The following is a 21277-nucleotide window of genomic DNA, read 5'->3' on the forward strand; positions in this document are numbered from 1 at the left end:
GCTGACGTCAGCCGGGAACGGCTTAAGGCTTACATCCCAAGTATAAGGAGCGGCTTAAATGACCCAGTCCAAAGTGTTAAACCTGATGGTGAATTACAGAAAAAATCCTGTGGGGATCGATGACCCCAATCCGCGGCTCAGCTGGCAGATCCAGGCGCAGGCTAGAGGATTCATCCAGTCTGCTTATCAGATTCAGGCAGGCTGTGATCCGGCTTTTGGAGCAGAAGCCGGGCTTGTATGGGATACCGGAAAGGTCAACGCAGATTCCAGTGTTCATATCGGATATGAGGGTGAGACTCTGCTCCCGCGTACCCGTTATTATTGGCGAGTGCGCATATGGGACTCTGAAGATAACGCGTCAGTCTGGAGCGAAGCGGCATACTGGGAAACCGGCCAGCTGTCTGAGCAAAACTGGCATGCGAGCTGGATAACGGCAGCATCCGCCCCGGGGCAACCCGTAGTGAGCAGTGATTCGTGTGACTATTTCCGCACAGCCTTTGAGCTTCCTGACAGGGCCGTTTCAGCGCGGATCTATGCGACCTCCCTTGGCATGTACCGTTTATATATAAACGGCGTACCAGCTGATGATACACAGTTTAACCCCGGCTGGACGAGCTACAATAAACGGCTGCAGTACCAGACCTATGATGTAACACAGCTGCTCACTGCCGGTGAAAATGCCCTTGGCTGCATCGTAGGCAACGGGTGGTATAAAGGCTATCTGTCCTGGGACGGAAACAAGGACCATTACGGCAGACAGCGTGCTGTACTCATTCAGCTGCATGCAACGTTAGCTGACGGAACAGAACAAATGCTGATCTCAGACGGCAGCTGGCGCACTTCATCCGGTCCGCTGCTGATGTCGGAGCTGTATCACGGGGAAATCTATGATGCGCGTCTCGAAATGGACGGATGGGCTTCCCCCGGCTTCGCGGAGCACCAATGGCAGCCTGCTGTACTTACGGAGGCTCCGCCTGCCACGCTGGTTGCCCAGGAGAATGAGCCGTCACGGATTATTGAAACCATCAAGCCTATCGCAGTTCTAAACACTCCGGCTGGCGAAACGGTGCTCGATATGGGCCAGAATCTGGTCGGCTGGGTCAGGTTCACGGTTGACGCTGGAGCCGGGACAGAAATCACATTGCGGCATGCCGAGGTGCTCGACCGGGACGGGAATTTCTATACCGGCAACCTGCGTTCGGCGAAGCAGACGGTAAAGTATATCTGCAGGGGCGGAGGACCGGAGACGTTTGAGCCGCATTTTACCTTCCAGGGCTTCCGCTATGTGCAGGTGACAGGTGTGCCGCAGGAACAGCTGCTGGAGCAGTTCACCGGCTGTGTGATCCATTCGGATCTGGAGCTGACCGGCAGCTTCCGCTGCTCGGATGAGCTGGTTAATCAGCTGCAGCATAATATTCTCTGGGGGCAAAAGGGGAATTTCCTCGATGTGCCGACCGACTGTCCGCAGCGTGATGAAAGACTGGGGTGGACGGGCGATGCCCAGGTGTTCATCCGCACGGCCGCTTTTAATATGAATGTCGTGCCTTTTTTTGAAAAATGGCTGAGGGATCTGGCGGCGGATCAGGAGGCGGACGGCAGGGTGCCGCATGTCATTCCCGACATCCCGGCCGCAGGCTATGGCTCCTCGGCCTGGGGGGATGCCGCCGTTATCTGTCCGTGGACGCTTTATCAGTGCTACGGGGACGTCCGCGTGCTGGAGGAGCAGTATCCGAGCATGAAGGGGTGGGTGGAATACATCCGGGCCCAGGGAGATCAGGAGTTTCTGTGGAATACGGGCCATCATTTTGGAGACTGGCTCGGTCTGGATGCGAAGGAGAACAGCTACATTGGAGCAACGCCTAAGGATCTGATCGCCACTGCCTTTTTTGCCTATTCCACAGAGCTTCTGGTCAAGACGGCCGAGGTAACCGGACAGCCTGAGGAAGCGGAGAAATACCGCCAGCTGCAGAGCAATATTATCCGCGCATTCCGCGAGGAATTCGTAACACCAAACGGGAGGGTTGCCTCGCCGACACAAACCGCTTACGCAGTGGCCTTAATGTTCGATCTTCTGGAGGAAAAAGACCGCCCGCGTACGGCGGCGATGCTGGCTGAGCATGTAAAAGAGAACGGAAACCATCTGACGACCGGTTTTGTAGGAACGCCTTACCTGTGCCTGGTTCTGTCGCGCTTCGGTTATACGGATCTGGCTTATGAGCTGGTGCTGCAAAAGGAGTATCCGTCCTGGCTGTACTCTGTCCTTCAGGGAGCCACGACGATCTGGGAGCATTGGGACGGAATTAAGCAGGACGGCTCTTTCTGGAGCGACGATATGAACTCCTACAACCATTATGCTTACGGGGCTGTCGGTGACTGGCTGTACCGGATTGCCGGGGGTATCGAGCTAATCGAGCCCGGCTATAAAAAAATCCGTATCCAGCCGCAGCCTGGCACACAGCTATCCTGGGCGGAAGCCTCCTACAGCTCCATTTACGGTCCGGTCAAGTCAGCCTGGAGCAGACAGGCGGACGGCTCTCTGGAGCTGAGCGTGGAGATTCCGGCCAATACTACAGCCGAGGTGATTGTGCCGGACGGCTGTCAGGGGCAGATTACGGAGGGCGGGGAGAAGCTGGATCAGGTGACCGGGGTTATAGCAGTGGAAGATAACGCCGGCGGCCGGAAGCTGACCGTGGGATCGGGGAGCTACCGGTTCACGCTCAATAAAAGTGCAGACTGATCTAACACATTAAAAAAGCGGCAGCTGAGGACTTGGGATAAAGTCCTCAGCTGCCGCTTATTGAGTTTAGCCTGCCTTGGCAAGCTTTGCTGCGCGAACCGATGATGCAGCGTATACGGCCAGCGCTGTCCAGATGAGCGCGAAGCCGGTGAGCAGAACCGGCGAGACCGTCTCCTTAAATACAAATATGCTTAATATCAGCATGATCGTCGGTCCGATATATTGTACGAAGCCGAGTGTGGTTAGCGGCAGCCGGGCAGCCGCCCGCGCAAAAAAGAGCAGCGGCAGGGCCGTCACCGCACCGGAGAGAAGCAATCCGGTAAACATAGGCCAGGACAGTGTCCAGGCTGTGGACTCTCCGGAGGCCGCCAGATAGATCCAGTAGACGAGTGCAATGGGCAGAACGACAGCTGTCTCCGACAGCAGGCCTACGGAAGCCTCTTGTCTGGTTTTTTTCTTGGCAAGGCCGTACAAGCCAAACGACGCAGCAAGCGAGATGGCAATCCACGGAAAACGTCCGTAGTTGATGGCGATGATCAGCACCGCGGCACCGGCAATCGCAATGGCCAGCCATTGGCCGCGGTTTGGCTTTTCACGGAGAAAGACGACCGCCAGCAGCACATTGAACAGCGGATTCAAATAATAGCCGAGGCTTGTTTCTACGACATGCCCGTTGTTCACCGCCCAGATGAAGATGAGCCAATTCGCTGCGATCAGCAGTCCGCTGGCTGTGAGTGACAGCAGCTGGGAGCGGTTGGCTGCAATCCGCTTCATGTCACCCCAGCGTTGCTGGATGGCGACGAGAATAGCCATGAATACAAACGACCAGACAACCCGGTGCGAGAGAATCTCGCCTGCAGGCACATTGTTAAACAGCTTCCAGTAAAGCGGCAGGACCCCCCACATAATATAAGCGATAATAGCGTTGACGAGCCCGTTGTTCATGCTCACTTCTCCCTTACAATTGAAATTCCTCTTTGATTCTCCGGGCTACCTCATCGGCAGACAGATTGGTGTTATTGATTCTTATGTAACGCTCTCTGGTGATTTCCCCTTCCTGTGAGTTCAGCCTGTGCTGCTCCATTGTGGTTAACAAATTCTGCTCAGAGCGTGCAGTATCCCGTTTGGAAGGCTTATGCTCGAGCCGGTGCGGTGTTTTGTTACGTTCAAGCCGCTCTTCAAGGGCAGTCTCAAGCTCCACAAAGTACACTTCACCGCCGCGTTCCTCGATAATTGTACAGACAGAATCTATGTAATCCCAATCATTTTGCAGATCAAAGGCCCATACATAGGTGAAAATCATTCCGTACAGCCCGCTGCCGGCAGTAGCCTCGAATATATCCTGGCGGAATTTGGTGACCAGCCTCCACATCTCTGCGCTAAAGCCGAAATAAGGGGCCAGCAGCTCGATTGTCATATGGTTGTGGAACAGCTTCAGCTCTGTGGTTTTTTCCAGCGCATGCCCGATTGTCATTTTTCCGGATGCCTGCGGGCCGAATATAATGATCAGCTTCATCTTTTCATCCTCCCGGAATGGTCTGGATACATAATAGCATAAGCGAAAGGGCCGGGCAGCATTATTTCAGTCACGGAGACAGAGGGTAATGAACAGTAACGCGGTAATAACTATAGGAAGAACAAGGAGGCTGAAGCATGCTTATTCTCCGGATATTGGCAGGATTGGCCCTGTTTATGTTAGGACTGTTATACCTTGTGCAGAGTACGGTGACCGTGAATATCGCCAAACCCGGTACAGCGGAGACCAAAAAGTATACGAAGGGCTTTCCGCTCATTATGTCCCGGATTGCCGGTATTGTCATGATGCTGATTGGTGCAGTGATCTGGATCTTCGGCTTTCCGCACTTTTGGTGAATGATAGTTTTATGCAAAAGAAAGATAAGATCGGACATTCATCCGGCTGCCCTCGGCTGTTACGATTAAGTTGAGAGCAGTAACATCAGCCGGATAAATGGAGGTCTGTAACAAGTGAACATTCAATTTAATACCCCTGCTGTATATTGGACAGAGGCACTGCCTGCAGGTAACGGCAGCCTTGGCGCTATGGTATTCGGCGGGATTGAACAGGAACGGATTGCTTTGAATGAAGATACGCTCTGGTCAGGTTATCCCCGCGAGTGGAACAACCCCGGGGCTAAGGAGGTATTGCCGCAGGTACGGGCACTGATCGCAGAAGGGCGTCACGGGGAAGCAGACCAGCTGTGCCGGAAAATGCTCGGGCCCTACACCCAGTCGTACCTGCCGCTCGGCAATCTGAATATCATGATGGAGCACGGCAGGCCGGTTCACCGGGGAAGCTACAGCCGGAAGCTGGATCTGGCGTCAGGAGTGATAACCATACAATACGAGATCGGCGGTGTTCAATATACGCGTGAGGTGTTTGCGTCCCACCCGGATCAGGTCATTGCTGTCAGGCTGACCGCCAGCCGGGAAGGCGCGCTGAGCTTACGTGCAGGGCTTGACAGCCAGCTCCGCTACAGCGCCCTGCCGGAGGGGGACCAGTACACCATAGCCGGCCGCGCACCGGAGCAGGTGGACCCGAATTATTATAAGACTGCTGAACCCGTACAATACGGCGATCCTGAAACAGCTAAAAGCTTGCGGTTCCACGGAAGGCTGGCGGCCGTGCTTGACGGCGGAAGCCTGCGGGCGGGAGCAGAGGGGCTGCACATCAGCGGGGCAACCTCGGTTACCCTGTACTTCAGTGCAGCGACGAGCTTCGATCCGCTGCTGCGGGCCAGCAGCCCGGACCGGAACCCCGGGGAAGTGACAGCCCGAATCATCGGTGCTGTCAGCGGGAAGTCCTACGCTGCCTTGCGGGAGGAGCATCTGCAGGATCACCGCTCGCTGTTTGACAGGGTGAAGCTGCAGCTGGGAGCTAGCACAGCTCCGGCAGAGCTGCCCACGGACCGGCGGATTGCTGAGTACGGAAGCAGTGATCCGGGCCTCGTGGAGCTGCTGTTCCATTACGGCAGATACCTGCTTATTGCCAGCTCCCGCCCGGGTACACAGCCGGCCAATCTGCAGGGTATCTGGAATCAGGAGACCCGGGCTCCATGGAGCTCCAATTACACGCTGAACATTAACGCAGAGATGAATTACTGGCCGGCGGAGGTGTGTAATCTGGCGGAGCTGCATGAGCCCTTTCTCGATTACATCGGCGCTTTGGCTGTTAACGGACGAAAGACAGCAGAGATTAACTATGGCGCCAGAGGCTGGGTAGCCCATCACAATTCTGATCTGTGGGCCCAGAGCGGACCGGCAGGCGCTTACGGGGACGGAGATCCGGTATGGGCGTTCTGGCCGATGGGTGCTGTGTGGCTGACCCAGCATCTATGGGAGCATTATCTGTTCAGCGGTGACGAGGATTATCTGCGCAATAAGGCCTATCCGGTCATGAAGGATGCCGCGCTGTTTTGCCTGGACTGGCTGATTGAAAATGAAGACGGGGCATTCATTACTTCCCCGTCCACCTCACCGGAGCATAAGTTCCATGCCGGAGGGGGACTGCATGCTGTAACTGCGGCAGCCGCAATGGATCTGTCGCTGATCGCTGAATTGTTTGACAGCTGCATAGAGTCGGCCGGGCTGCTGCAGACAGATGAAGAATTTGCAGCCGAGCTACGGCGTACGAAGGAGCGGCTGCAGCCTCTGCGCATCGGGCAGCAGGGACGGCTGCAGGAGTGGGCTGCGGATTATCAGGAGCAGGATGTCCATCATCGCCACGTTTCCCATCTGGTCGGCGTATATCCGGGCCGTCTGATCTCAGAGGAGTCTGCGCCGGAGCTGTTCCGTGCTGCCAGAACCGCGCTTGAGATCCGGGGGGACGGCGGAACAGGCTGGAGCCTGGGCTGGAAGATCAGCCTGTGGGCCCGTTTCAAGGACGGCAACCGGGCCGAGCGCCTGATTACAAACCTGCTGAACCTTGTCAGGGAGAATGAGACGGATCATAACCGGGCGGCTGAGGGCGGCGTATATGCGAACCTGTTCGATGCCCATCCGCCGTTCCAGATTGACGGCAATTTTGCGGCCACCTCGGGCATTGCCGAGATGCTGCTGCAGTCACACCAGGGCTTTCTGGAGCTGCTGCCGGCGCTGCCGGACTCCTGGCCTGAAGGGTTTGTTAAGGGCTTGAGGGCCAGAGGCGGCTATGAAGTGGACATAGACTGGATTAACGGAGGCTTGTCAGGTGCGGCGGTTACAGCATCCCGTACCCAAACCTGCAGCATAGCTGCCCGCTGTAATATTGAAGTTACTGAAGCCGGAAATGCAAGGGTTAAGACTGCTGCCAGAGACGGGATCACAGAATTTACAGCTGAAGCTGGTAAGCGGTATATTATTTCGGTTATATAATAGTCAGTAAAACATCAAAAAAACCTCATTGCTGAGGTTTTTTTGCGTGTACAAATCGCTGCTCCGGATTGAAGGTCAGCCGGTAGGCCGTGGGCGAGAAGCCGGTGGCCGCCTTGAAGGTTCTTGACAGGTAAGAGATGTCGGGAATTCCTACCCGTTCGCCTATTTCCGCCAAGAGAAGGTTGGTGGTCACCAGCAGCAGCTTGGCTTCCTCGAGCCTTTTTTTATTGATGTATTGGATCGGTGAAGTTCCAAACTGCCTTTTGAATACACGGATAAAATAATTGGGCTGCAGGTGTGCCTGCTCCGCGAGCTCTTCAATCGTCAGATTCCGGTGATAATAGCGCTGGATATGCGAGATCACCTGCTGGAGCGGCTCGGATACGGCAGCCGGCCGGAGACCGCTCCGGGTCACGGCTACCTGCTCCAGGTAATAGGAGATGAGCCTCAGCATGGCGGCTTTGACCAGCAGCGGGCCGGTAACGGAATCGTCTTTATGGTATTTCAGTAATTCGCGGAAAAGCTCAGCCGCGCCGCTGTCCTGCCCCGTGCCGATCATCACCGGTGTCTGCAGCAGGTCAAACAAATTGCGTTCCCCGATCCGTGCGGTAAAATGGCACCAGTATTTGGTATACCGCGGTCCGGAAGTATACGAAAAGGACTGCTTGACGCCCTGAGGCATCAGGAACCACTCTCCGGGCTGCGGGGTGTATTCCGTATCACCTATTTTCAGCCAGCCCTCCCCTTCGCAGATCAGATAAAACTTATTGTAGTCAGGCGTGTAGTCCAGCTCCCGCCAGTCACTCCATACCTGGTTGTAGCCTGCAGCGGTTACGCGTACTTCCAGATTCTCCATGTACATCCGGGTTAATTGCTGGTTGTTCACTATTTACGCTCCGTTTCCTGTGCAGTGGATTCACTAAGCATCGGTAATGATTTTAGCATGCATTAGTTAAATTCGGCTATTTTTTTGAGGAAAGGGCTTACAGCCCTTAAACTTCCATAAATCCAATATTTACAAAAATGGCTGCACGTCGTACAGTTCAAATATGGATTTCTTATAACATGAAGGTGGATAAAAATGGCTTACAGTGAAAATGAATTGCGTGCATCGTTAATTTCTGCCGTTCCCATCATTCTGGACAGGCATTACCAGTCACTAGCCGGCAAAAATACGGAATTTGCCTTGTTTATTACTATGCATAAGGAGATGCTGGATTCAAGCTTCAGGGATATTCTGGTGCTTATGATTGAGGCCTTTTTTATGGAAGCCGAGGATTACGTGCGGTATCTGGATGTACAGCAGCGCGAAGGCGCCCAGCAAGGGGTGTTCATGGCAGAGCTGCTGGGCAAGCATTATGATCTGATGCTGGAAATGAGCAAGGATCTGAACCTTACGGCCCAGAATGTGATGTTCCGGATTATAGAGGATCAGGTGGATGATTCTGCGGGCCGCCTGCTGTTCAATGAACGTCTGGTCGAATGCAACTGGGCCCGCTTTACCGGTTTCGCCCAAGGCTATCTGTCCAACAAGAATCAGGAAATTGACAGTCTGCATGAACAAAAAATCGCGGTAATGGGACAGATGGCAGCAGGCATGGCCCATGAAATCCGTAATCCGCTGGCTTCAATTAAGGGCTTTGCCCAGCTTGTCAACAACCGCTTGAATGAGCCTGTAATCAAGGCGGCAGAGCTGCGCACCTATCTTGATATTACCATCAAGGAAATCGACAATCTGAACAAGCTGGTTACCGATTTTCTGGTGCTGTCCCGTAAAGGGGATATCGTCACGAATGACGGTGAAATTTTTAACGTGATCGAGGTTGTCCATCGAGTGATCAATATCGTGAATCAGCTGATACTCAGCGATAATATCGTTCTGAATGTGAACTATTCTACAGAGCAGCTGCTGACCCTGGGCAGCGCCTCACAGCTGGAGCAGGTTTTTCTGAATATTTTAAAGAACAGTATTGACTCCTTCACGATCTACAGCGGCAGAATCGACGTTACAATTACAGTGCAGGCGGAGACAAGCCAGATTGTGCTGATTTTTGCCGATAACGGCGTGGGGATTCCGGAGGATAAGCTGAACCGGATCTTTGATCCCTTTTTTACCACCAAGCAAAAAGGAACCGGTATCGGATTATCCATCTGCAAGCAATTGATTGAAACGTACGGCGGACAGATCCAGGTGGATTCCAAGGTTCATGTAGGGACGAGTGTAAAGGTCAGCCTGCCCCTGGTTAATGACCCGGTGTATATGGATGAGGCTGTCTTATAGACGGCAGCGCATATGCGATATAGGTGATATTTAGGAAGACCTGCCAGACGGCGGGTCTTTTTGCTTTGTTACAGTTTTACTGCGATCTTTAGAGCCGGGCAGAGACAGACAGTTGAGAGATTTCGCTATTTAAAAGTGTATAGTTAATATAAATATTAATTAAATGGCGTTGACAGGAATCATAATAATTGATTTTTCGCAAAAAAATCGATCGTTTCAATAATATTGGATTGACTCCGCCTGGATCATCTGCCTATAATACTTTTGTAATTATAAATATATTAATATAAATGTTAACTAAATAAAAGTTTTATTAGAGAGGAACAGGATCAATGAATAACCAGACCAAGCTGAAGGTGTACACGCAAAAGACTGGAGCAGCGCTGGGCGATATGTTCGGTATTTTCTTTGAGGACCTTAATCATGCCGCAGACGGGGGATTGTATGCAGAGCTGGTTCAGAACCGCTCGTTTGAATTTGACCCGATCGACCATCCCAGCTATCATGCGTTGACTGCCTGGGACAAGGTGGAGCGCGGCGGCGGGCGTGCGGAGCTGACAGTGGAGAGCGAATCCCCGTTTCACTCCAAAAACCCGCATTATGCGGTTATCCAGATTATCGAGCCGGGAGACGGTGTCGGCCTGTCCAATGCCGGCTTTAACACCGGTATTCCCGTAAAGAAAGGCGGAAATTATCTGTTCTCCGTCTATGCACGGCGCACGGACAGCTTCAATGTGCCTGTACGTGTCCTCATTGAGGACCGGAACGGCGAGGTGTGCGCATCAGCTGAGCTTGCTGTGGATTCCGCTGACTGGCGGAAATACGAAGCCGTTCTGACCGCTGGCTGCACCGATAATGCCTGCAGGCTGGTCATCCTGACCGGCGGGCAGGGCAGGCTGGAGCTTGATCTGGTGTCCCTGTTCCCGGAGAAGACCTACCTTGGACGCCGCAACGGGCTGCGCGAGGATATCGCCGTCCTGCTGGCCGATATGAAGCCGAAATTCATGCGTTTTCCCGGCGGCTGTCTTGTTCATGACGGATCATTGAATCCCGATGACCGGAATTCAATGTACCGCTGGAAGAATACGATCGGCGAGCTTGCTGAACGTCCGGCGAGACGGAATAACTGGCAGTATAATCAGACCCTGGGCCTCGGCTACTATGAGTATTTCCAGTTCTGCGAAGATATCGGGGCCAAGGCGATCCCTGTATTGCCGGGCGGCTATGACCCGCACCATAAGCGCATCGTTCCGCTTGACGAGCTGGGGCCGTGGATTCAGGATGCCCTGGACCTGATTGAATTTGCCATTGGTGACGCATCCACGGAGTGGGGAGCGATCCGCAGCTCACTCGGTCATCCCGAGCCGTTCGGCCTGGAATATATTGCGATCGGCAACGAGGAGGTCGGCGAGCCATTCTTTGAGCGGTATCCGTATTTCCATAAGGCCATTAAGCAGCAGTATCCGGATATTAAGGTGATTAACAGCAGCGGCCCGTTCGCTGCCGGCGGTGAATATGAGCGGGGCTGGGCTTCGGCCAGAGAACACGGCTCAGATCTTGTTGACGAGCATTACTACCAGTCCCCGGAGTGGTTCCTGGCCAATATGGACCGGTACGACAGCTTCAAGGCTGATGAGCCTAAGGTGTTCCTGGGTGAATATGCATCCTGGGGCAACACCTATTATAATGCGCTGGTGGAAGCCGCATTCATGACCCGGCTGGAGCGCAATGCCCATGCTATCGGCCTGGCCTGCTATGCGCCGATGCTGTGCAATGTCGACTATGTTAACTGGAAGCCGGATATGATCTGGTTTAACAACCATGAAGCGTTCGGTACACCGAACTACTATGTCCAGAAGCTGTTCATGAACCATCACGGAGACCGGCTGCTGGAGATCGATGCCGAGAATCTGCCGGCGAAGCCGGAGCCTGTCCGGGAGCCGGTGAAGGGCAGCATCGTCCTGGCTGCCGAGAAATCTGCTGTTATATACAGCAACATTACGCTGACCAACAATCTGACAGGTGAGCAAAAGGTGATAGAAGCACCAGTGGAGCTCAATGACACAGAAGGTACCGTCAGCAAGGAGGAAGGGCTGCGCTCGTTCACGCTGGGGGAAACCGGCTGGAGCGATTACACGCTCAGACTGACTGCCCGCAAAACAGGCGGCGTCCGCGCCTTCCTGATCTTCTACGGCATGCAGGACGCTAAGAACCGGCTGAACTGGGAGCTTGGCGGCTGGCAGAATCAGGACAGCACGCTGAGTGCGGTAACTGACGGACGGGGCTCCTGCCTGACCCAGAGCCTGTTCACGGTAGAGAAGGATACCGATTATGAGCTGGAGCTGCACGTCAGCGGCCGCCTGATTACAGCCTCGGTTGACGGTGCTGTGATCAACACGGCGGAGGACCGCCAGCCGGACATTCAGCCGCTGTATTATACGGCAAGCGTGGAGGATATCACCGGCGATGTGATCGTCAAGGCGGTAAACGTCCTGGAGAGGCCGCTTCCGGTTACGGTAGAGCTGCAGGAGCTGGCAGCCGCTTCATACCTGGCTGAGGTCCATGAGCTGTCCGGAGTCAGCCTCGATGCCGAGAACAGCTTTGAGGAGCCGCTGAAGGTCAGCCCGTCCAACACAACGATCAGTTTTGAAGGCAGCAGCTTTGCCTATGAATTCCCGGGACATTCCGTGACTGTATTCAGAATTCATTCTAATTAATCCACTATTCCCGCAAGGAGGGCTTATCTTGTCCGAATCCAAATTAACATACACCGGCTATCTTTTAGTTCATTTTATCGGGGAGCAGCCGGACGGTGAACAGGTCTACTTCTCATACAGCGAGAACGGCCTGCACTGGAAGGACTTGAACGGGGGCCTGCCGGTTCTGCGTTCAGAGCTCGGAGAAAAGGGAGCCAGAGATCCCTTTATCGTCCGCTCGCCTAAGGAAGGCAAGTTCTATCTGATTGCCACCGATCTCCGCATTGCCAGCGGCAAGGGCTGGGGTGCGGCTGTTGAGGAAGGGAGCCGCGATATTATCGTCTGGGAATCAGCCGATCTGGTGAACTGGTCTGAGCCTTGGCCGGTTACAGTCGGCGTGGAAGGCGCAGGCTGTGTCTGGGCCCCGGAAGCTATTTATGATGAGGCTGCAGATGAATTCCTGGTGTTCTGGGCTTCTGCCACACAAGAACCGCATGAGAACGCCCGTAAGCACAAAATCTACAGCGCGCGCACCAAAGATTTCCGGACCTTCAGTCCGGCAGAGAAATATATTGAGCGTGAGAACCATATTATTGATACCACGATTATTGAGGCAAACGGTAAGTATTACCGCTATTCCAAGGATGAGACTACAAAGAACATCCGGGTAGAGGAAGGCGCCTCGCTGGATAAGGATGCTTTCAGCTATGTTGACGCTCCGGTGCTGGAGGCCATCATGGGTGTGGAAGGCCCGGAAATCTTCAAGCTGAACGGCCGTGAGGAGTGGTGCCTGATTGTGGACCGCTATGCGGAAGGCAAAGGGTATCTGCCGCTGCTGACCTCAGACCTCAGCAGCGGGGAATTCAGGGTGCTTGAAGACGGCGAGTTTGACCTTGGCAGCAGCAAAAAGCGCCACGGCGGCGTGCTGCCAATTACCTTTGAAGAATCCAGCCTGCTGCTGCAGGCATTCGGGGACGGCCACCAGGTGCTGCCGGGACAATTCGCTGACCCGGATCTGGCCAAGTTCGGCGGCCGTTACTATCTGTATCCGACAACAGACGGCTTCACCGGCTGGTCGGGAACACAGTTCCATGTCTTCTCTTCGGAGGATCTGCAGCTCTGGAAGGATGAAGGCGTAATCCTTGATCTGGCGACCGATGATGTGCCTTGGGCTGTCAGCAGCGCCTGGGCTCCGTGCATCGCCACCAAGGACGGCCGCTACTACTATTACTTCTGCGGCAAAAAGCCGGACGGGGACAGCGCCATCGGTGTGGCAGTTGCCGATACGCCGATAGGGCCTTTCACCGCACAGCCGGAGCCGCTGATTACCCTGGAGCAGATCAAGCGTCTCGGGCTGGTTATGGGGCAGGCGATTGACCCGTCCATATATGTGGAGGAGGACGGCAAAGTGTACCTGCTGTTCGGCAACAGTCATGCCGCCATCGTTGAGCTGGGCGCTGATATGGTTACAGTGCTCGAAGACACGATGCAGAACCTGGAGGGCCTGCACGATTTCCGCGAAGCCGTGACGGTGCTTAAGCGGGACGGGCTGTATCACTTCACCTGGTCCTGCGATGATACCGGCAGCGAGGATTACCATGTCAACTATGGCACGTCAGAGCAGCTGTACGGGCCTGTAAACTTCCAGTATACGGTTCTCAGCAAGAATAAAGACAAAAACATGCTCGGTACCGCCCATCATTCCATCCTGCAGGACCCGGATAGCGGAAAGTACTGGATTGCCTATCACCGGTTCGTTACACCGCTCACCCGGTTCAATGATTATAAAGGCATTCACCGTGAAACGTGCATCGATCTCTTAAGCTTCGGCGGGGACGGGCTGATGCAGCCGGTGAAGCTGTAGAAGCAGCATGTATAGCGATATGAAGTAAATACAGATCAGCCAGGAGGTTGCCATATATGAAAGAAACCATTACCAATCCATTAGTCCTGCAGCGGGCAGATCCCAGTATCTACCGGCACAGTGACGGCTACTATTATTTTACCGCTTCAGTTCCCGAGTACGACCGGATTGAGCTGCGCAGAGCGCGGACTCTCGGGGAGCTGGCCGGAAGCGAGGCCGTGGTCATTTGGACCAAGCACATCACCGGAATTATGAGCGGCTATGTGTGGGCGCCGGAAATTCATTTCACCGGCGGTAAATGGTATGTCTATTTCTCGGCAGGCAGCGATGATGCGCCTTTTGCACAGCGTCTGTATGTGCTGGAGAACGGGGCGGACAATCCGCTTGAAGGCAGCTGGGAAGAGAAGGGCCGGATCTACACAGCCTGGGATACCTTCTCGCTGGACGCGACTACCTTTGAGCATAAGGGAAATCAATATCTGGTATGGGCCCAGGAGGACCCGTCGGTCCAGGGGAATTCCAGCCTGTTTATTTCAAAGATGGCTAACCCGTGGACACTGGAGGGCAGTCAGACTGTGCTGACCCGGCCGGAATATGACTGGGAAATCATCGGCTACCGGGTTAATGAAGGCGCGGCCATTCTTAAAAAGAACGGGAAGATCTTCCTGACCTACTCTGCCAGCGCTACTAACCATAATTATTGCATGGGCATGCTCACGGCAGCGGAGGACAGTGATCTGCTGGATGCCGGCTCGTGGACGAAATCCCCGGTTCCTGTCTTTACATCAAGCGAGGAGACCGGACAGTATGGACCGGGGCATAACAGCTTTACAGTGTCTGCTGACGGCTCGCAGGAGCTGATCGTCTACCATGCCAGAAACTATAAGGAGATTACAGGTGATCCCCTGTTTGATCCAAACCGTCATGCCCGTGTACAGCCGGTGGAATGGGATGAGCAGGGTCTGCCGGTCTTCGGCCTGCCGGTACCTGACGGCAAAGCACTGGAAGTCTAGTAAACAGATAAACCGCATGCTGCCGGGAACGCTCCGGCAGCATATTTAAGTGAAAAAACGTCACCTAATCCAAAACAAAAAAAGGGATGCCCCTCAGCCATTGCGGCCAAGGGGCATCCCTTTTTATAGTATAGATTATTGCAGGTTGATGATGTTGCTGATGATGACGGCGGCCTGGGCGCGGTTGGCAATGCCTTTTGGCGCGAAGGTGTCAGCTGTCATCCCTTTAACAATACCTTCCTGGGTAAGCAGCGCTACAGCGTCTTTACCGTAGGAAGCGATGCTTGCTTTGTCCTTGAAGGCTGCAAGGGCAGCATCGGCATTGGTAACCGATTTGCCTTTGAGCTTCGTCAGGGCATTGGCGGCGATAATCGCCATTTCTTCACGCGTAATGGAACGGTTAGGCTCGAACTTGCCGTTGCCTACACCGTTAACCAGACCGTTCTGTACGCCGGCGGCAACATAGCTGTATGCCCAGCTGGTATCGGCTACATCACTGAAGTCAGCCGAAGCATTGTCCAGCGGCAGAGCGAAGGCGCGGACGATCATGGTGATGAATTCAGCACGGGTAACCTCCTTGAGCGGTGCGAAGCTGCCGTTGCCTACGCCGTTAATAATGCCTTTAGCGCTTAGCTCTTCAATTGCAGATGCGGCCCAGGTTACTTTACCCAGATCGGTGAAGCTGGCCGGAGCCGGTGTTGCTGTCGGCTGCGGTGTTTCGGTTGGTGCCGGTGTTGCAGTCGGTGCCGGAGTTGCAGCAGGTGCGCCTGTGCCCGGACTAACCGGCTCGGCTTCCAGTACACCGTTATCCAAACCGTCAGCTTCTGTAGCTGCCGGAGCGGAGGCGTAGATTGCATTAGCCAATAGTCTGAACTGGTTCTGCGGGTGATACTTGTTAAGCAGGTCATTGGCGAACAGGGTTACATGAATGCTGTCAGTCTGGTAATCCAGGGCCAGCACCTGATCTTTGGCAGCGTCGCTGTTCGGCCACCAGCCGGCTTTGAAGAAGTCATCTCCGGTTCCGTATTTCGCCAGAATTTCAGCGCCTTCCGGAACAGCTGTGATGTAGGCGGCAGATACAGTATACAGGTATTCACTTTCATCATAAGGAGCAGTGATCAAGCTGTCCTGTGAGATTGTTGCTTTGAACAAGCCCTCGTGCGCGGCTGCTCTGTTCGCCTTGTTCACCGGATTGGCAAAATCCAGACCAGGCAGAATATTCAGAGCTTTAACGCTGCTGAGGATCGTACGGCCATACCCGATGAAAGGCTTGCCGCTGGCGATCAGGTTAGTACCGGAGTTAACCAGTACGTCCGCTGCAGCTGTGTTGGAGGTTACCTTGAAGCCCAGATCGGCCAGAATGAAGGAAGGTGCTCCCGCAATCGCTACATTTGCCGGCTTCAGCAATTTACCTGTTTTGTCACCTGTTGCATAGAACGGTACAATGTCCAGCAGGTATTTGGAGGCTACAGTCCGCAGATTGGATCTGGAAACCAGGAAGCTGCCTTTTTCATAGCCGGCACCGCCGTTATCAAGCAGGGTTACCGCTTTTTTGTTCAAGAGCAGCTCGTTAACTGCTTTGACCGCATCGTTGTTGCTGTTGCGGATTACGTAATTTTGCGAGAAGGGATATTGATCCAGGCTCGTTGCCGGAATCACAACGCTGCTCACCTGTGTAGTTGTACCGGAAAACGCACCTTCAGTGCGGCTGATATAACGGTCAAATCCGCGCATATCGGCAAAGTTCTGGACGGTATCGGAATACATGGCATCAAAGTCGGATACATCCAGTCCGTCATACAATACCAGGTTGGCAAAGCCCCGTTTAGCCTGGTGCATATTCACGACATACGTTCCTGGAGGATAAATAATTCCGTCTACGGTTACAGAAATAGCAGTCTGTTCAACCTTTACACCGTTACGGAGCAGGTACTGCACCATTTTATAAGTTTCCAGCGCATTCTTCTGCAGGTCCTTGGCTACAGGAAGCACATAGTACTCAGGGAAGAAGTTTGTTGTTTCAGTTTCGCGCTCACGGCCGATCGATTCGTACTGGGCGTTTACCAGAAATTCATCAACGTTTTTGTTATCTTCATTGTTAAGGCCGCGCTTGAAGATTTCGAGCTGGTTCAGGAACAGCTCTTGTTTGTTATCCTGTACATAATTGGTAGCCGCCAGAGTTGCATAGTAGAAAGCATCCAGCGAATCTTCATTCAGCTCCGGAACCTCGATGGTGTGTCCAAGAGCACCCTGGTGCATCGCATATACAGCAGTGTATGCCGGGGAAGCATCGTCCCAGCCGGTAGCGTTGCCGTACGGATCGGAGTAATTCGGATTTTTCGCTAATTCTTTTGCTTCCAGATAAGGAATGTGGTACTCGTCGTATTTGGTATTAGCGATACCGGCATTACCCATTGCTTTAGCCTGTTCAACCATGTTGTCGATAACCAGATCATATTCAATGTTCGGGTCATGCGGCGGAGTACAAGGCTCGATCAGGAAGCCGCTCACGAAGCCGTGCATATCCAGGAAGCTCAGCGGAGTCCATTTGGCGATCTGCGCTGTAACAGCCTGAGTCTCAGGTTGTGTCTGGTAAGAGTTGTCGCGGTTCGGGTCGAGCAGGGTGGAAGTCGCACGGGTATTGAGCGCACGGCCGTCCGGATTCTCTACATAGTCCAGCAGGAAAATCACATTGTCCAGCGCCTTGTCGATGTCGAGGGCCACCGGAATTACATTTTTGTCTTCATCTGTTGTATCATAGTTCACGATTTTTTCTGTCATCAGTGTTTCCAGGAACTTGATAATAACGTCTACGCCATTGGCTTCATCCGCATGGATGTTGTTCAGCCAGATCGGCACTTTATAATCCTGAAGCTGGCCGCTCTTGATCATTTCCTGCAGCTTGGCAGGGTCGTTGTTCATCAGCGGCAGCGTTTCGTTCAGATATTGATCTACGGATGCTTTGTCCTTGGCGACGATGGAGAAGTGGATCGCCCGTCCCTGTGTGGACGTTCCGATCTGCTGGTACTCCACATAGCGGCCGTATTTGTTGTTGCTGTCGGCGGTAATTCTATCAATGGCCGGCTTGATTTCATCATATGTATGATAGGTATCATACGGGTTCAGATCCACCTGCTGCTCTACCAGCACATCGCCGGCAGGTGTTGTTGCAGTCAGGTTGTATACCCCTGCAAGCTTCACATATTCAGCCCGTACTCCGCTGACGGCCAGGTTCACACCGTATGGCATATCGAAGTATACCAACGCGGTTACAGTAGAAGCGGCAGCAGGCTCATAGGATACTTTTACAAAAGGGTCTCCCGTATAAGCTCTAACATTAGAAGCGTTATTCCATTTCTTCCATTCGGCCAGCGGCTTCATTTCCTCCGCCGTTCTGCCGAAGGTCCAGCTAAGCTGGTCTGCTGTAACGCCTTCAGGAAGGGTCAGCGTAACCGGCATGGTTCTGGCTTCGGTCATCGAGGCCTGGTAGACCTCTTCCGATACAGTAGCTGGCTGATAGACGGTTTCTGATACAGTAGCTGAATTACCGGAATCTGCGGATACCGGTGCTGTCAGAGCCTGAGGCTGAATTTCGGTAACAGCTGCTCCGGCGTAGGCTGACGGAATAATTCCGGATAATGCCAGGGTTAATGCGATTAATAAGGATAAAAATTTCTTAGTCATCATAAACCTCCCAGTGTCTTGTTATGTAATAGATTGCTGCCGGAAAGGCAGACGGCTTCTGCGTATGCAGATTTATGCATCCCTCCTGTAGATTCGCACGGCAAATCTCCCATGAATATGTAATATTCACATTGCGTGTGACGAATTAATATACATAAAACACATTTAATATACATATAGAAAACTATAATATAGTATTTTAATTAAAATCGGAAGCTTTTTTTATAGATTTATGTTAAAAGATTATATTTTCAAAATGATAACGCTTAAAAACTATATTGTTAACAATCTGTTATTTCGTGCTGAAGCAATCCACCGAATGTCCCAAGAAATGGAACGGTGACATAGTCCTTAACGCTTATCCGGCGTCCGCCGGTTGCATGGGCTCATTACTAAGGATTCATTTTCTGCAAACAACGGCGATTAAGGCTATGAACCTTCTCTTGCAGGGCTTAGAATACTATCTATCGGATGTATGATCATCCATTTCGATCCGGCAGGACTGCGCAATAAAGGGAAGGAAGGCGGGGTGATCCCATAGATGTCGTTAGAGGCATATGATATTTTTATAGGAAAAAAGCTGAGCAGCAATATTTACAGCACGGAAGGGATTTTATTAATCTCGAAGGATACGGTTCTGCTGCAGAGCCATATCGACAAGCTGGCGAATTTCCGGATCAAGCTTAGAGTTGTAGAGGAAGCTGTTGAAGATACCGGGGAGGAAGAGGAAGCCGCGGAAGCCCAGGCCGGCCCCCGTCCCTCCAGCATAGAATCACGGCAGAAGGCCAAAGCCGCCGAGAGGCATCTTCAGGAGATTGACAGGCTGGTGAGGGCTAACGGGATTGTTCCGATTGACGATGTAGAGGAGAAGGTCCTGCCCTTCATAAAAGACACTGCGAAGCGGTTCAATCTGTTTCAGGTTTTCTCGGAGTTCAAGGAACAGGAGGATTACCGTTACAAGCAAAGCATGGGTGTTGCAGTCATTGCCACCTCACTTGGCAGACGGCTGGGCCTGGATGATGAGGAGATGGAGCTGCTGGCAACCGCTGCCTGTCTGTATGATATCGGCTTGGTCCGGCTGCCATCCACACTGGTCACGAAGCCGGGCAGGCTGGACAAGCATGAGTTTGAGATTATGAAGCAGCATACCGTTCTCGGATACGAGCTGCTGGCGAATTCCGAAGTAGATCCCCGTGTCGCACTGGTCGCCCTGCAGCATCATGAAAGAGAAGACGGCAGCGGCTATCCCAATGGGATAAAAGGGGATCAGATCGACCGGCTGAGCAAAATCGTTACGCTGGCAGATATCTATATGGCCATGATTTCAGACCGGCCGCACAGGCCTGCGGTTTCTTTCTTTGAAGTCATCAACAGTATTCATGAAGGCATTATACATAAGCGCTTTGATTCTATCATAGGCATGACGTTTCTGGATTCGCTGCTGGCCAGCCAGGTCGGCTGCGAGGTGTCGCTGACAGACGGAAGAATGGGCCGGATTGTACTGACCAATGTCAATTATCCGACAAGACCGCTCATTGCGTTAACGCAGAATGAATTCATTGATTTGAGCAAAACCAGCGAGGTGCATATCAGGGATGTAATCGGCTGACGGGACCATGCTATATTAGCCAAAGAGAGCAGCTTTTCTCAGGAGAAGCTGCTCTTTTTGTGCGGAATTCTGAGCCGGCGGATAAGCACGCTGATCAGATACGGTGCAGCTTCCGGTATTCACGGGGCGGTACGCCCGCAATATGCTTGAATACCTTGCCGAAATGCGTGAGGCTGTCGAAGCCGCAATGCTCGGATACAAGCGTTACACTCCAGCCGGTCTCCCTTAGCAGCCGCTCCGCCTCTCTTACCCGGATGAGATTTACGTATTCCGTATAGCCGAAGCCGGTGATTTTTTTGAAGCTGCGGCTCAGGTGGCTTTTGCTGATATAAAAGGCTTCTGCGATATCGTCGAGCTGCAGGGCTTCCCCGTAATGCTGGTTGATGTGGCGGACAATCTCTGTCACCTTGCGCTGTGCGGGTGAAGTCAGATCCTCCGGCTGGGCGCCGTGCTTCCGGACGGTCCTGGCAATGAAGAGCAGCAGCTCGGCCGTCACATTCTGCAGCTTGAGTGTATAGCCCGGTGCCTGCCCGTTCATCTCCTCCAGCATGGAATACAGCATTTGCTCCACCTGCAGCTGCTCCTGAAGATTCAGCCGGATTACCGGAGTATGCCGGATAAACGGGGCGAGCAGCAGCTCCTTCTCTTCCGGCCGAAGCGCCTCAAAAAAGCCGGGTGAATAATACACCACAATCCGTTCATGGTTTGGCCTGCCGGACTCTGAGGTTTTGTGCAGGGCATTGGATTCGACCAATACGAGGTCTCCGGGCCGGATATGGTAAGCGGTGTCTTTTACAAAATAATTCCGTTCACCCTGGAACAGATAGAAGATCTCATGCTGGAAATGGTAATGGTTGCTGTTCATGGAATAAGGGCCGGTGCGCCGGTCGAATTCAAGCTTGAAGGGGTCCAGATCGGTACCGAAGCGCAGGATATCAGGATAGAGCGGGGCAGTCATACGGAACTCCTCTCTTACTAAAGGATAATGATTATTATAGCAAAATAAATGGAATATAACTGTA

Annotated in this window: 13 protein-coding genes; 8 read left to right on the forward strand and 5 right to left on the reverse strand. The window is 53.1% G+C overall.

Going from position 1 to position 21277, the window contains the following annotated elements; genetic code table 11:
- Positions 1 to 58 precede the first annotated feature (58 nt).
- Positions 59 to 2737 (forward strand): glycoside hydrolase family 78 protein, encoded by a 2679-nt coding sequence (locus tag R70723_RS07695; RefSeq protein WP_039871101.1) that lies wholly within the window; start codon positions 59 to 61, stop codon positions 2735 to 2737.
- 66 nt (positions 2738 to 2803) lie between these two features.
- Here the strand turns inward: R70723_RS07695 and rarD are convergent, their stop codons facing one another.
- Together rarD and R70723_RS07705 are read right to left on the reverse strand one after the other, a co-directional pair.
- A complete protein-coding gene (gene rarD / locus R70723_RS07700; protein WP_039871102.1) occupies positions 2804 to 3682 on the reverse strand; it encodes an EamA family transporter RarD in 879 nt (292 codons plus the stop codon).
- Positions 3683 to 3695: 13 nt separating this feature from the next.
- A complete protein-coding gene (locus tag R70723_RS07705; RefSeq protein ID WP_039871104.1) occupies positions 3696 to 4253 on the reverse strand; it encodes a DEAD/DEAH box helicase family protein in 558 nt (185 codons plus the stop codon).
- Between the two features lie 137 nt (positions 4254 to 4390).
- On the opposite strand from R70723_RS07705, the gene R70723_RS07710 reads away from it, so the two are divergent.
- Together R70723_RS07710 and R70723_RS07715 are read left to right on the forward strand one after the other, a co-directional pair.
- Positions 4391 to 4609 carry a hypothetical protein gene (locus tag R70723_RS07710; RefSeq protein WP_039871107.1) on the forward strand — a complete coding sequence of 73 codons (219 nt, stop codon included), beginning with the start codon at positions 4391 to 4393 and terminating at the stop codon, positions 4607 to 4609.
- 114 nt (positions 4610 to 4723) lie between these two features.
- Positions 4724 to 7108: a glycoside hydrolase family 95 protein gene (locus R70723_RS07715; protein ID WP_039871109.1), complete on the forward strand. Its 2385-nt coding sequence runs from the start codon at positions 4724 to 4726 to the stop codon at positions 7106 to 7108.
- A 25-nt stretch (positions 7109 to 7133) separates the two neighbouring features.
- Here the strand turns inward: R70723_RS07715 and R70723_RS07720 are convergent, their stop codons facing one another.
- Positions 7134 to 7994 (reverse strand): AraC family transcriptional regulator, encoded by an 861-nt coding sequence (locus tag R70723_RS07720; protein ID WP_052421223.1) that lies wholly within the window; start codon positions 7992 to 7994, stop codon positions 7134 to 7136.
- A gap of 195 nt (positions 7995 to 8189) precedes the next feature.
- Here R70723_RS07720 and R70723_RS31955 point away from each other — a divergent pair, with 195 nt between their 5' ends.
- The 4 genes from R70723_RS31955 to R70723_RS07740 all read left to right on the forward strand — a co-directional run bounded on the left by R70723_RS31955 (position 8190) and on the right by R70723_RS07740 (position 14962).
- On the forward strand, positions 8190 to 9389 hold the full coding sequence (locus R70723_RS31955; RefSeq protein WP_052421224.1) for a sensor histidine kinase: 1200 nt from the start codon (positions 8190 to 8192) through the stop codon (positions 9387 to 9389).
- Between the two features lie 332 nt (positions 9390 to 9721).
- Positions 9722 to 12106: an alpha-L-arabinofuranosidase C-terminal domain-containing protein gene (locus R70723_RS07730; RefSeq protein ID WP_039871111.1), complete on the forward strand. Its 2385-nt coding sequence runs from the start codon at positions 9722 to 9724 to the stop codon at positions 12104 to 12106.
- Positions 12107 to 12134: 28 nt separating this feature from the next.
- Complete coding sequence (locus R70723_RS07735; protein WP_039871113.1) at positions 12135 to 13949, forward strand: glycoside hydrolase family 43 protein; 1815 nt, start codon at positions 12135 to 12137, stop codon at positions 13947 to 13949.
- Positions 13950 to 14005: 56 nt separating this feature from the next.
- The gene (locus R70723_RS07740; protein WP_039871117.1) at positions 14006 to 14962 is read left to right on the forward strand and encodes a glycoside hydrolase family 43 protein; all 957 of its coding nucleotides are present in this window, start codon (positions 14006 to 14008) and stop codon (positions 14960 to 14962) included.
- 135 nt (positions 14963 to 15097) lie between these two features.
- Here the strand turns inward: R70723_RS07740 and R70723_RS07745 are convergent, their stop codons facing one another.
- Positions 15098 to 18649: a M14 family metallopeptidase gene (locus tag R70723_RS07745; RefSeq protein WP_047171057.1), complete on the reverse strand. Its 3552-nt coding sequence runs from the start codon at positions 18647 to 18649 to the stop codon at positions 15098 to 15100.
- Positions 18650 to 19187: 538 nt separating this feature from the next.
- On the opposite strand from R70723_RS07745, the gene R70723_RS07750 reads away from it, so the two are divergent.
- On the forward strand, positions 19188 to 20255 hold the full coding sequence (locus R70723_RS07750; protein ID WP_052421226.1) for an HD-GYP domain-containing protein: 1068 nt from the start codon (positions 19188 to 19190) through the stop codon (positions 20253 to 20255).
- Positions 20256 to 20349: 94 nt separating this feature from the next.
- Here R70723_RS07750 and R70723_RS07755 read toward each other — a convergent pair whose 3' ends face one another.
- A complete protein-coding gene (locus R70723_RS07755) occupies positions 20350 to 21213 on the reverse strand; it encodes a helix-turn-helix transcriptional regulator (RefSeq protein WP_039871118.1) in 864 nt (287 codons plus the stop codon).
- Positions 21214 to 21277: the final 64 nt, after the last annotated feature.

This window comes from Paenibacillus sp. FSL R7-0273 (assembly GCF_000758625.1).
In the GTDB taxonomy this organism is placed as follows: Bacteria; Bacillota; Bacilli; order Paenibacillales; family Paenibacillaceae; genus Paenibacillus_AQ.

What these genes read in the sequence shown, in the direction of transcription:
- R70723_RS07705 (WP_039871104.1), bottom strand. Translation starts at nt 4,253, where the DNA reads ATGAAGCTGATCATTATATTCGGCCCGCAGGCATCCGGAAAAATGACA.
- R70723_RS07755 (WP_039871118.1), bottom strand. Translation starts at nt 21,213, where the DNA reads ATGACTGCCCCGCTCTATCCTGATATCCTGCGCTTCGGTACCGATCTG.
- R70723_RS07745 (WP_047171057.1), bottom strand. Translation starts at nt 18,649, where the DNA reads ATGATGACTAAGAAATTTTTATCCTTATTAATCGCATTAACCCTGGCA.
- R70723_RS07730 (WP_039871111.1), top strand. Translation starts at nt 9,722, where the DNA reads ATGAATAACCAGACCAAGCTGAAGGTGTACACGCAAAAGACTGGAGCA.
- R70723_RS31955 (WP_052421224.1), top strand. Translation starts at nt 8,190, where the DNA reads ATGGCTTACAGTGAAAATGAATTGCGTGCATCGTTAATTTCTGCCGTT.
- R70723_RS07750 (WP_052421226.1), top strand. Translation starts at nt 19,188, where the DNA reads ATGTCGTTAGAGGCATATGATATTTTTATAGGAAAAAAGCTGAGCAGC.
- rarD (WP_039871102.1), bottom strand. Translation starts at nt 3,682, where the DNA reads ATGAACAACGGGCTCGTCAACGCTATTATCGCTTATATTATGTGGGGG.
- R70723_RS07710 (WP_039871107.1), top strand. Translation starts at nt 4,391, where the DNA reads ATGCTTATTCTCCGGATATTGGCAGGATTGGCCCTGTTTATGTTAGGA.
- R70723_RS07695 (WP_039871101.1), top strand. Translation starts at nt 59, where the DNA reads ATGACCCAGTCCAAAGTGTTAAACCTGATGGTGAATTACAGAAAAAAT.
- R70723_RS07740 (WP_039871117.1), top strand. Translation starts at nt 14,006, where the DNA reads ATGAAAGAAACCATTACCAATCCATTAGTCCTGCAGCGGGCAGATCCC.